Raw genomic sequence first — 12,337 nt, forward strand, 5'->3', positions numbered from 1 at the left:
ATAAAATAATAACAGCAAAATTGTTATTATTCATATCGTTAAAACCATGTCGTGTATGAGTAGACATCTACTTTTGTTAACTTTCCTCTTAAGCCCCTGCTTTGTTTTCTCCCAGAACATTTCCTTTTATTTTCCAGGCGGCGGCGTACCTGCTAACAACAGTGTATGGACAGATACTGTAATTAGTATATCCGTGCAGGTATATGCGCCTGCTCAGCTTAGTACAGTAACTGCATCTGCTGGAGGAAGGCAGATCAATCTAAGCGGTTCGGGCGCAAGTTTTTATGGCCAGCTTTCACTGGCAGGCCTGCCAGGCGATACTTTTGTATTGGTGGTGTCGGCGAAAGACGCTCAGAATAATGTGGGAGATACTGCTTTCACATTTATCTACCGTCCGTTGAATGACCCTGCAGTGCCGCTCACTATTAATTCCCTGGCAGATTCATCGGCCGTAAAATCTTCGTTGCCTTTACAGGCACGGTCGCCGGGCAATAACATTTCCGTTTATTATGTAGTGCCTCAATTAGCAGACCGCTTGTTGGTGAGCGGAAGGGACAGCATTCCGTCGGTAGATCTTTCAACATATAACGGTCAGCGTATACAGCTGAAGGTGATCGCTACTGACAGTATCGGAAGAACTGGCAGAGCGCAACTGACAGCTTTTATTGATAACAGTCCGTACCTGACAGAATTTCTTACTGTCAATGGCAGAATGCTGGACTTCCGGAATAACAAGGCACTGGTGGCAACGAGAGGCAGCAGCTATCCTGTATTGGTAGATGTGCCCACCGGCCAGGAAAGCGCGCCCCTGGCCAATGTACCGCTTATTGGCGTTGAGTCGTCGGGGTTCGTAACACCAGTGGGGGCCATGTTCAGGAACCCGCAAGGCCTTTATGAATGGCAGAACGGACAGCTTACCGCGCATGGTGTTACCCGCACTTTTGATGTATCGGGTAATTATGCGGTGTGGCAGGGCCCATCTTTTTCATTGATCCGGAAACAGCTGCAAACAGGTGTTTCAGATACGATACGAACAGGCGCGGTGATATATGCCGATGTTGCTGAAAACGGTATGGCGGTTTTCAGTACCACCTCGGACCAGTTTAACAGGTTCGTTGCTAAATATGAAAACGGCGAGCGGGGCTCGATCACGGATAGCCTGAGCGAGTATAATGTTTATGATTATCCCCTCACAGACGGATATAATGCCATATTTATGTCGTCTGCATCAGATATAGCTGACCTCTATTTCTATAATGGGAAAACAAAGATGGCTGTCTGGCTTGGCGCTACCGGCGGTGTTTTTATACCATCCAAGCCGCGACTGGATTACCAATTGAATAATAAATATGCAGCGTTCCTGCGAGACGGCGAGGTTATCTTAAGGGATACACTGGGCAACCTGCGGCAGGTCAGCAATTTTAATTTTTGCCCCTCCTGCACCAACCGTGGTGTGATAGACCTGTTGAACGATAAAGGTGAACTGATGATATCGAGTCCGGACAGCGGACGTTATTTTGTTAATGCGGCTGGTCTGCGCAAACGGATCACTACCATACCCGTAAGAAGAGATGTGAACGGCGACCTGCTGAGCCGGTCCTTCTACGAAAATGGCACCTGGTATGTGCTGATTGGCAGAACCCTGTTTAAAGTGAACCTGGATAGCGTGCCGCTGACAGTACCGCAGCCAATAGTATCAGGTTTGTTAAGTAGTTATTGTATCGCGGCAGATAGTCAGCAGGTGAGGATCGCCAATCTCCCTGCGGCGGGTTCCGGTATAACAGTAAAGGTAGTGCTGGATAGTACTGTATTAAGCGTAAAAGCAGACAGCACTTTTGCGATCCATCCATCGGCCTTAACAGCAGGGAAGCATAATATCACTGTTACGTTCTCGCGTGATACCATTCAGCGGCAGCTGGCATTGTCATTTAATATAACACCGGCGGTAAGTCCGGCGCTGGATGTAACCGTTAATGTAAATCCTATCACTACAGACAGTATTCCGGTGGTGATCACCGCTACGAGCGTTAGTGGCGGTGGTAAACAGCCGCTGTATACTTTCGCGTGGGACCGTGACTTTATTAACCAGCTGCAACTGGAAGGGGCTAATAATGCTGTAACCGTGGATCCTGCTTCATTCAAGCTCGGGGATAACTGGGTGTATGTCCGCGTAAGGACGAGCGATCAGTGTTATACTTCGCAAACAGGTATAGATAGTATTAAGATCAATAAAACAAATATCACGGCGGTAGTAGATGTAGACAACCCGGACAAGCCGGTGATCATCTACCCAAATCCTTTCCGCGACCAGATCAGCGTAAATGGTTTACAGCCTGCTAAAATATATGTGCTTTCACTGTACGATGTGCAGGGCAAGCTGCTGCTGCATCAGCGGGTGGTGAATCAAACAAAGGCTGTGATCAATCCGCCAGCAGGAACAGGTGGCATCTATATCCTGCGGGTGTATGATGAAAAGACGAAAAGGCTCCTGGGCGCCCAGAAGTTGGTGGGGTATTAGTAATATTGTGGCATGGAACCCATTCATCAGCAAATTCTGGCGCATATAGCGCAACATGTATCGCTTACTACGGCTGAGCAGGAATTGTTCACTTCCCTGCTCAGCATCAGGCGGCTGTTACGTAAACAGTTCCTGCTGCAGGCAGGTGATGTATGCCGCTATGAAAGCTATGTGCTGGAAGGATGTTTACGCTCCTTTTACGTGGATGATAAAGGAGATGAACATACCCTGCACTTCGCGCTGGAAGACTGGTGGATCACTGACCTCGAAAGTTTTTTACATCAAACAGCCGCGCAGGTAAATATAGAAGCGCTGACACCCGTAACGGTATTGCAGCTGGATAAACCATCACTGGAACGCCTGTATGCAGAAGTGCCGCTTTTTGAGCGGTTCTTCCGTATACTGCATCAAAACGCGTACCTGGCACAGAACAGGCGTATCCTGAATAATATCAGTATGAGCGGGGAAGCCCGTTACATTGATCTGCTGCAACGTTATCCTCAACTGGTACAGCGCGTACCTCAAAAGTATATTGCCTCCTACCTGGGCATTACGCCGGTGTTCCTGAGCCAGATCAGGGCGCGGCTGGGCCATCGGGAAGGGGACTGACAATTGGACCCATAAACCATATCGACATGAAACAAATTGTACTATTACTGGCTTTAGTATTAAGCCCCTGTTTTCTTTTTGCCCAGGTGGTATCGTTCTCATTTACACCTGGCTATGATGTTCCGACTGAGAACAGTATCGTGAAAGACACTTTTGTCCACGCAATTGTAATGGTATATGCACCGGGACCGATTGCAGCCGTTACAGCATCGGCAGGCGGAAGACAAGTAAACATGAAACCTTATGGTGCACCCAACAAGTATTCCGGTGTGCTGAGCTTAGCCGGTTTGCCGGGAGATACCCTTTCACTGGTGCTGGCAGCCAGGGATTCGCTGGGCAATAGCGGCGATACTGCTATTTCATTTATTTACCGGCCTTTGGTAGATCCGGCGGTGACTTTAACGATAGACAGCCTGGCGGATCAATCTGTGGCCAGGCCCTCGCTTTTCTTAGGCGCCAGGTCTGTCGGCAACACTATACGGGTGTACGACCAGAATGTTTACGCCGGACCGGCGATCTTTACGGCGCAGGACAGTTTACCCGTGCTGGACCTTTCTGCTTATGACGGCAAGCGGGTAAGACTTAAGCTGGTGGCTACCGACAGCGTTGGCAGAACCACCCAGGCATTCCTTTCCGCTTTTGTTGAAAGCAGCCGGTATATCACACCTGTGTTAAACGCTCATGAAACGATCGTGGACGTTCGGTACGGCAAAGCGCTTGTAACCGATAAGGCTAGTGGCTACCCCGTGCTGGTAGATCTTTCCAGCGGGCAGCGGAGTGCTCCATTGATCAATCAGCAATTTTCTACACGTTCTTATGTTACGAAGGAAGGCGCTGTGTTGAGCCGGCTCGACTCCGTGTACGAATGGCGCAACGGACAGGTTGTTTTTCAGTCGCGCGGTGAAGACCTGAAAGTAGCCGGCGATTATATGGCGTGGATCAAGTCTGGTCCTGACAAGTCAGATACGATAGTGCGCAGGAACATGCTTACGGGAGTGAAGGATAGTGTCGCGCTATTGAACTACCGTGGAGACATCGATCTTGGGCCTAATGGTATTGCCGTTTACAGTATACAGAATGCTACTTACCAGTCGAATATTTTCAGGTATGACAACGGCAAGTCCAATGCCTTATCGCCGTCCATATCAAACCGCTATAAAGAGGCGCCGCTGACAGATGGCGTGGATGTAGTGTACAGTGTAAGCAGCCATTATGATGGGGACCGCAGTGTGTACTATTACAACCGCAAAAGTAATACGGATGTACAGCTGTTAAACGTCGGCAAGAGCCCTTACACGGGCTATCAGCTGAATAACGGGTACATGGCTTTTGTAAGGGGACAGGTAGCATTGCGGGACAGCACCGGAAACCTGCGGGATGTAACGAAACTGCCTGTTGGATTTATAGAGATAGATCTTTTGAATGACAAGGGAGAGCTGATGGTCACTACTCCCGACAGTGGCCGTTTTTATGTACAAAGCAGTGGCGTGCAGAAAAAAGTGGGATCCCTGACGGTAACTGATCAATCGGGACTTGTCAGCAAATCCTTTTATGATAATGGAGCCTGGTACCTGCTGGTAGGTAAAACTTTATTTAAGGTAAATGTAGACGGCAGCGATAGTACGGTAACAGTACCACAGCCCGTGGTGACCGGCTTATTAAGCAGCTATTGTGCAGCTGCGGATAGTCAGCGTGTGAAGATCGCTAACCTGCCTGCTGCGAATTCAGGAATAGCGGCAAAAGTATTGCTGGATAGTACACGGGTATTAGCAGTAGCGGCAGACAGTACGTTTACTATCAACCCTGCTGTGCTGAGTGTTGGCAGGCACACCCTAAGTGTAACTTTTTCATATGATACTATTCAAAGGCAGCTGTCATTATCCTTTATGGTAACACCTGCAGTGACGCCTTCGCTGGATGTGATGGTGAATGTAAATCCTATTACTACCGATAGTATCCCGGTAGTAATTACGGCTACCAACGTAACTGGCGGAGGTAAACAGCCGCTGTATACTTTTGCGTGGGACAGGAACTTCATTAACCAGTTGCAGCTGGAAAGCAATAGCAATTCCGTAACGGTGGACCCTGCTGAGTTTAAGCTGGGAAATAATGTGGTATACTCACGTGTAAGGACGAGCGACCAGTGTTACACTTCGCAGACTGGCATTGATAGTATCACGATCAATAAAACAAATATTACTGCGGTAGTAGATGTAGATAATCCTGGTCAGCCGGTGGTCATCTACCCGAATCCCTTCCGTGAGCAGATCACTGTAAATGGCCTGCAGGCAACGAAGGCGTATATGCTTTCCCTGTATGATATACAAGGGAAATTATTACTGCATCAGCGGGTGGTGAATAAAACAAAGACTGAGATCAGACCGCCAGCAGTGGGTGGCAGTATGTATATTCTGCGCATCTATGATGAAAAGGCGCAGAAACTGGTCGGGTCACAGAAGCTAGTAGGATATTAGGCAATGATGCCCTCCGTCATCTCCAGGCTGGTAGTAAACGAACAGGGGTTACAAACTTCGTTTACCTGCGAGCCTGGAGTTGACTTGAGTTGGGCCGTTATGAGATATTATCACAATTATTTTGGGGTTAACTACTAACTAAAACTAATTGCTAAGAGCAACAATGTAAAGGTAGGATCACGCAGCGTAGTGTATTTGCGTTGCGAAATGGTGGGTTTTGTTAAACTATTTTAATCGTATTTATTAAATTAATTTAACCGGTTCCGGTTTTGTCTGTAGCAATTTTGTGTACATAAAAATGGATATGATGTACACGAATTATGAATTCACTTCCCTGGCTTTTAATGCACTCAATTTAAGTCATCACCGGCTCAGGAACAGGCTGGCAGTCGCCCCTATGTCGCGGGTAAGCGCAGGTTTTGATGGCGTTCCTACCGCTAACATGCAAACCTATTATGAAGCTTTTGCTTTGGGTGGTTTTAGCCTGATCATTACAGAAGGTATTTATACAGATGCTATAGCAGCGCAGGCTTATCCGCAGCAGCCTGGTTTGGTAACGACAGCACAGCAACAGGGATGGAAGCAGTTAACTGAGCGTGTAAAACAGCACGGGGCTGTTTTTATTGCACAGTTGATGCATGCGGGCGCTCTGTCACAGCATCTGTCAACTACCTGGGCGCCGTTTGCAGTACTGCCGCTTGGAAAAAAGATGCCTGAATATGGCGGAGGTGAGGGGCCTTTCCCTTTACCGCATGCCATGACGGTGGCAGAAATTGAGATTACCAAACAAGGCTTTGTGCAATCAGCGCTGCATGCATATAGTGCTGGCTTTGATGGGGTGGAACTGCATGCTGCCAATGGTTATTTGCTGGATCAGTTCATGACTGATTATATTAACCCGCGAACGGATCTTTATGGTGGAAATATTTCTAACCGTTTTCGTATAATAAAGGAGATCATTGAAGCAATAAGGGCAGTGCTGCCTGCTGGTTTTATCATCGGTCTTCGTTTGTCAGAAGGAAAAGTAAATAACCTGCATTATCGCTGGCAGGATGGCGCTGCAACAGCACGCGCAATACTGGCAGAAGTGGCTGCCGTAAAACCTGATTACGTTCATATTGCAGCGGAGGCGGGTAACTGGGCAGCAGAAGCCACTTATCCTGACGGCACTTCCTATACAGGCTTAGCCAAACAGATCACGGGAGTACCTGTAATCGCCAATGGCGGGCTACATCAACCCGAACTGGCAAAGCAGGTACTGGAAGACGGGCATGCCGATCTTTTAGCAATAGGGAAAGCAGCGATGGCCAACCCCGATTGGCCGCTGCGGATCCAACGTGGTGAAAGCATCATTCCTTTTCATCCACGCATGATCAAGCCTCACGCAAACATAGAGCACACCTGGAAAGTGCTTACTGAAGCAGTTGCGCCGCTATAAATATTTTTTGACGAGCGGGTGCTTTCTGATCAGGTGACTCAATATCCAGCTGCCAGCTAATGCAACAATAAAGGTGATGATGAACTTGATGAAAGCAGGCGCTGAGATGGATAGCAAAGCATACTGGCACCAGACCACGAAAATGTAGTGCAGTAGGTAAATGCTGTAAGCGTTGGCAGAAAGGGAATTCCACCAGGTTTTCGGTGAATGGATCCATGCTTTGAAAGTTGTAACAAAAGCGATGCAGCTGAACGTACAGGACAGCACGTATACAGTGTAATAGATCAGCCACCCTGCCAGTGAAGGTAGTTTACCATCTGCTACCAGCTGCCGGAGCGGTGTTGGTATTATCGTTAGCAAGGTATACATCAACAGGCAGGCAGCGATCCATAGCGGCCATTGTCTGACAAGTGTATCGGGCAAAATGCCCCGGGTTAAGGCGCCCAATATAAAATAACCGAAATACAACAGCATCCGGCTTTCCTGGAAGTCGAAAGGACCGATACCAGTCCAGGTATAAGGGCCCAACCACATCGCCATTGGCACATATAATATCCAGGTGATGAATGTAAGGCCGATGATCCATGTGCCGGAGCGGAGATTTCCAATTGCCTGGTTCTTCAACAGTGGATAGCTGAATGCAAGGATGATATTATAGAGGAAAAGTACCCAGATAAACCAGGGCGGACCAACCGGCCAAGCTTCAGTAGTAAAGTAATCGATGATATAAGCTTTGATATCATGACTGCCATGTGCTATATAATAGGCAGGATAATAAGCCAGCAGCATCAGTAAGGTAACGCCCACAGCAAATGGCAGGAAGAGGCGATAGCAGCGGTCGCGTAGAAAAGAGGCGATGCCTTTCCTGTGGAGGCTGGGTAGTACAAACATGCCGCTGATGAAGAACATGAGCGACATGAAGAAAACATCGTTGAAATTCTCGAAGATATCAAGTCCTATCCAGCGTTCTTTATCTACGATGGGATGGGTGGATAAGATGTAGGCCTGTTTATTGAAACTGGCGAAAGTGGTATAGGCCAGGGAGGAATGATGGGCCACTACCAGTACGGTGATGGACGAACGGAGATAATCTATCCACAGGGTGCGGCTGGGTGCATGCATGCAGGGTTTTATAAGAAAGATGCGACGCTGGTGAAAAAGTTGCTTACCAGGTTCCCTTATAATAAAGGACCTGGTAAGCAAGTTGCTTTTAATATTTCCGCTTTTTGCGCAGGTCATTTACCTGTTTGGAAATTTTTCCGAATTGTTGCTCCATTCGTTTTTTCTCCAGGGAGCTGGCTTGATAGTGATATTGTTCCCGGAGCAGTTTCAGGTAATTGCGGTATACGGCGGCAGGTAGTGTTCCCTGTTTAAGCGCTGCCAATACTGCGCAACCAGGTTCCTGCTGATGGCTACAATCACGAAAGCGGCATTGACCCGATAGTTCTTCTATCAGCGGGTGATGGAAGCCGACGTCTTCATCTGCATCCAGGGTAAGGCCGAACTCCCGCATGCCGGGCGAATCAATGAGCATGCTGCCGTTGGGTAACATGACAAGATGCCTGGCAGTGGTGGTATGTTTGCCTTTGTTGTTGAATGTGCTGACGGCGCCTTCCTTTTGTATTGTTATACCGGAGAGTGCGTTGAACAGGGTGCTTTTCCCTACGCCGGAGGAGCCTAGCAGCGCGAAGGTCTTGCCCGGCAGCAGGTATTGCGTGGTCCAGTCATTCAGCTGAGCATGATCAAATGCGCTGGTGAGGAGCACCGGGCAGTTGTATCCCAGTGCCAGTACCTCTTCGCGGCAAACTTCCGGATCGTCTGCCAGGTCTTGTTTGTTCAGGATAACAATGGGTTGAATGCCGCATTGGTATACCTGCTGCAGGTAGCGTTGCAGCCGCTGAAGGTTGAAGTCGCGATCCAGCCCCTGAACGATCAGGGCGGCGTCGATATTGGCGGCGATCACCTGTTGCTGGCTGCTTTTGCCGGGGAGTTTCCGGCTCAGGGCGTTTTGCCTGGGAAGGACATCGATGATAATGCTTTGATCGTAGTAGTGTTTACAAACGATCCAGTCGCCTACTTTGGGTAGCTCCCAGGTTTCTTTGCCGTTCATAAGAGCGCCGGCCAGCATGGCAGGAGATGGCCCTGTAGGCGTGATGATGGTATGATGGTAGCCGTTGATAGCTGTTACGCGTCCGGCTTCCAGGCCCTGATGGATAAAGGATGTATAATGATGTTCAAAATGGCTGTTCCAGCCGTATGATGATAATGATGATGACATTGTTGAAATAGGTTGCAGCACTCTGTATGCAGACAAATGGCAGTGTCCGGGCAACAGGGCATCGGTTCATAAAAAGCATATGAAATAACGGAGTAAGAAAACGCAGGGGAATTTAAGCAGCGTTTAAATTACCAGCTGCGTTAAGCGGCAATCATTCCGGCAGACAGGCGATATGTGGTATTGTTGAATGTCATACGGGGGCGAAGATAGGAATTTTCAGCGATTTTTAACAGGGATGACGAGTTTCAACCCAGACCAGGTGTCATCGATTGCGCAAACCTTTACGTCTACCAGGCCATTAGCCAGGGCGATAGCGCGGATCACGTCTTCTGTAATATCAGTAGGTACTTTGGACGCTTTCTTCGGCCAGGAGATCCAGATCATGCCGTTAGGAACGATCTCGGCTTTCAGGGAAGGAAGCTCGTTTTTTAATTGCTGTGCGTCCCTGGTAAAGTAGTGAATGAAATGCTTATGCGGCAGCGGCTCTTTGATGATGTTAAGGGTTTTGGGAATATCGTTGAACAGGTAGAAATAGTGAAGAGGGGCATTGATGATACGAACATTGAAGCCTTCTTTCATGCCTAGTTTCTGGGCGAGGGGAGTAGCGGAATAGCCGGCTGCAGACATAAACGATCTGGAAATTGGTCGCTTTGAAGGTAGGGCTTTTTATCTGATTTTAATAGACGGGAGGCTGACTTGAATAAGCCGGCCTCCCTTTGGTGCATTCGATGGAAATTAACATTTACATAAATTCCTGTCTACATATGTTTTATTGCCATTCTTGTTGATGTAATAGCAGCCGCCTTTAGGGCCACGGTTGAGTGGTTTACCTTTGTAGGTGCCACAATCGGTGAATTTAATAAAATGGGAGTAAGTAGAAGAGCCGGTGGCTTTAGTGGTTGCTTTGGGAAAAGCAAGGGATAAAAGGACGATGGGGACGAATAATAGCTTTTTCATATGAATGGTGGTATAGGATTCAATAAAGCGGTGGTTAAAATTTGGGGCGTATTGGTTAATGCTGAACGAATGTAGAATTAATTTAGGGTAGGGGAAGTAACATGTTTGTGGGGTTTTTGGCGGGGAAGGAGGATGGGTATGTTTTAGCAGGGTGTCAGCGGGCGGCAAAGGAACGTGATATAAAAGATAGCAAAGGGGAAGTAATTACTCGCATTTTTTTCAGTACATTGGGTTTGTAGCGGCTTAAGTCCCGCAATATTTGGGCAGCAACGATAAATCCACGGATATGAAAAATAACTCCATTAAGCACTCCATTTATAGTGAAGCAAACAGCGATTATTTAAAGAATAACCCCACCTGGCATGTTGAGGATTCTCCCTGGAAAGCAAAACAGATCCTTACTATTTTATCCAGGAATAATCTTGTACCTAAAACCGTGACGGAGATAGGTTGCGGCGCCGGTGAAATCCTGGTGCAGCTTGCTTTACAGATGCCAGAAAGCACGAGCTTTACCGGGTATGAAATTTCGCCTGATGCGTACAACATGTGTATATCAAGAGCAAATGACCGGCTTGCATTCAAAAAGGAAGATCTGCTGGCGAACGATGATGTAAGTGATGTGCTGCTTATAATAGATGTTTTCGAGCATGTGGAGGATTACATTTCGTTCGTCAGAAAATGCCGCACCAAGGCGCAAACCAAGATCTTTCACATACCATTGGACATTTCAGTGCTCTCCATATTAAGAAATGGGCTTATCACCGGAAGAAAGCAATACGGGCATCTGCATTATTTTACCAAGGAGACCGCCTTAGCAACACTGGAAGACAGTGGATATAAAATTATTGACTACTTCTATACAGCGCCGGGATTAGAACTGGCGAGGACAATAAAATCCAAGATAGCATATATGCCAAGACTTGTGTTGAATATGCTTAACAAAGATCTTTCAGTAAGGTTATTGGGCGGACATTCGCTGCTGGTGATGGCGGAGTAGGGAAGGTGGTTAGCAACCCCATCACCCATTCAAATGTTTCATAAACATCTCCGGATACCTCGTTCCTGCAACACTTCCCGCCGGTAATATAGCATTGATCGCCTCCAGCTCTCCAGACGTTAACCTAACATTTTCCGCTCCTAAATTCTCTTCCAGGTACTTCACCCTTTTCGTTCCCGGTATCGTAATAATATCTTCCCCCTGGGCCAATACCCATGCAATTGCCAGCTGTGAAGGCGTACAATGCTTCTGCTCTGCCAGTTCTTTTACCTTCTCCACCAGTTGCAGGTTCTTATAAAAATTCTCTCCCTGGAATCTAGGCATATGTACCCGATGATCCTTTATATCTTCAGGCGTACGGATCTCGCCACTCAATAATCCACGGCTCAAGGGAGAATATGCTACTAAGCCAATACCTTCTTCTCTCAACGCAGGCAACACTTCCTGTTCAATATCCCTGCTCCATAAAGAATACTCTATCTGCAAGGCCGTGATAGGATGCACTTTTGCCGCTCTCTTTATTGTAGCTGCAGAAGCTTCTGATAAACCAATGTAACGAATAACACCAGCCTGTACTAACTCAGCCAATCCTCCTATCGTCTCTTCTATAGGTATAGCAGGATCTACCCTTGCAGGAGTATAAAGATCAATGTAATCCGTTTTTAAGCGCTGCAGGCTATACAGGACTGCATTCTTCAGATATTCCGGACTGGTGTTTACCCTGCTGTAGCCCGGCATACCACCTTTTCCGGGTACCATCATCATTCCCGTTTTTACAGAAAGGAATGCCTGTTCCCGTTTGCCCTTGAGTGCTTTTCCTATCAGCTCTTCATTATGACCTACTCTGTAAAAGTCGGCTGTATCGAGAAAATTGGCGCCAAGCTCCAGCGCCCGTTCAATCGTTGCAATAGATTCTTTTTCGTCGGCCTGGCCATAAACCCCGGACATCCCCATACATCCTAAGCCGATAGCTGCCACAGCAGGTCCGCCTTTTCCCAGTTGTCTTTTCATTATTTCCATGATGAATGTTTTTTGATAAGACAAAGGTAGAAGAGCAGTTTATTTG

At 47.5% G+C, this 12,337-nt stretch carries 10 protein-coding genes; 5 read left to right on the forward strand and 5 right to left on the reverse strand.

The genetic code is table 11. From position 1 onward, the window contains the following. Nucleotides 1-55 precede the first annotated feature (55 nt). The 4 genes from ACR9Y8_RS22410 to ACR9Y8_RS22425 all read left to right on the forward strand — a co-directional run bounded on the left by ACR9Y8_RS22410 (nt 56) and on the right by ACR9Y8_RS22425 (nt 7,039). The gene (locus ACR9Y8_RS22410) at nt 56-2,518 is read left to right on the forward strand and encodes a T9SS type A sorting domain-containing protein (protein ID WP_481215485.1); all 2,463 of its coding nucleotides are present in this window, start codon (nt 56-58) and stop codon (nt 2,516-2,518) included. A gap of 12 nt (nt 2,519-2,530) precedes the next feature. Next, the gene (locus ACR9Y8_RS22415) at nt 2,531-3,127 is read left to right on the forward strand and encodes a Crp/Fnr family transcriptional regulator (protein WP_481215486.1); all 597 of its coding nucleotides are present in this window, start codon (nt 2,531-2,533) and stop codon (nt 3,125-3,127) included. A 26-nt stretch (nt 3,128-3,153) separates the two neighbouring features. Beyond that, entirely contained in the window at nt 3,154-5,601 is a 2,448-nt protein-coding gene (locus ACR9Y8_RS22420; RefSeq protein ID WP_481215487.1) for a T9SS type A sorting domain-containing protein, read from the forward strand. Nucleotides 5,602-5,905: 304 nt separating this feature from the next. Further along, on the forward strand, nt 5,906-7,039 hold the full coding sequence (locus ACR9Y8_RS22425; protein ID WP_481215488.1) for an oxidoreductase: 1,134 nt from the start codon (nt 5,906-5,908) through the stop codon (nt 7,037-7,039). On the opposite strand, the gene ACR9Y8_RS22430 is transcribed toward ACR9Y8_RS22425, so the two are convergent. The 4 genes from ACR9Y8_RS22430 to ACR9Y8_RS22445 all read right to left on the reverse strand — a co-directional run bounded on the left by ACR9Y8_RS22430 (nt 7,034) and on the right by ACR9Y8_RS22445 (nt 10,274). After that, the gene (locus tag ACR9Y8_RS22430; protein WP_481215489.1) at nt 7,034-8,161 is read right to left on the reverse strand and encodes an acyltransferase family protein; all 1,128 of its coding nucleotides are present in this window, start codon (nt 8,159-8,161) and stop codon (nt 7,034-7,036) included. The two genes, ACR9Y8_RS22425 and ACR9Y8_RS22430, sit on opposite strands and share 6 nt — an antisense overlap. 88 nt (nt 8,162-8,249) lie before the next feature. Further along, nucleotides 8,250-9,317, reverse strand: coding sequence for a ribosome small subunit-dependent GTPase A (rsgA, locus tag ACR9Y8_RS22435; protein WP_481215490.1), 1,068 nt, complete (start codon nt 9,315-9,317; stop codon nt 8,250-8,252). Nucleotides 9,318-9,533: 216 nt separating this feature from the next. Next, nucleotides 9,534-9,944 carry a hypothetical protein gene (locus ACR9Y8_RS22440; RefSeq protein WP_481215491.1) on the reverse strand — a complete coding sequence of 137 codons (411 nt, stop codon included), beginning with the start codon at nt 9,942-9,944 and terminating at the stop codon, nt 9,534-9,536. A gap of 108 nt (nt 9,945-10,052) precedes the next feature. After that, complete coding sequence (locus ACR9Y8_RS22445; RefSeq protein ID WP_481215492.1) at nt 10,053-10,274, reverse strand: hypothetical protein; 222 nt, start codon at nt 10,272-10,274, stop codon at nt 10,053-10,055. A gap of 286 nt (nt 10,275-10,560) precedes the next feature. On the opposite strand from ACR9Y8_RS22445, the gene ACR9Y8_RS22450 reads away from it, so the two are divergent. Further along, nucleotides 10,561-11,271: a methyltransferase domain-containing protein gene (locus ACR9Y8_RS22450; protein WP_481215493.1), complete on the forward strand. Its 711-nt coding sequence runs from the start codon at nt 10,561-10,563 to the stop codon at nt 11,269-11,271. Between the two features lie 21 nt (nt 11,272-11,292). Here the strand turns inward: ACR9Y8_RS22450 and ACR9Y8_RS22455 are convergent, their stop codons facing one another. Further along, complete coding sequence (locus ACR9Y8_RS22455; RefSeq protein WP_481215494.1) at nt 11,293-12,291, reverse strand: aldo/keto reductase; 999 nt, start codon at nt 12,289-12,291, stop codon at nt 11,293-11,295. Nucleotides 12,292-12,337: the final 46 nt, after the last annotated feature.

The sequence above is a fragment of the Chitinophaga sp. SVR4-12A genome (assembly GCF_056754765.1).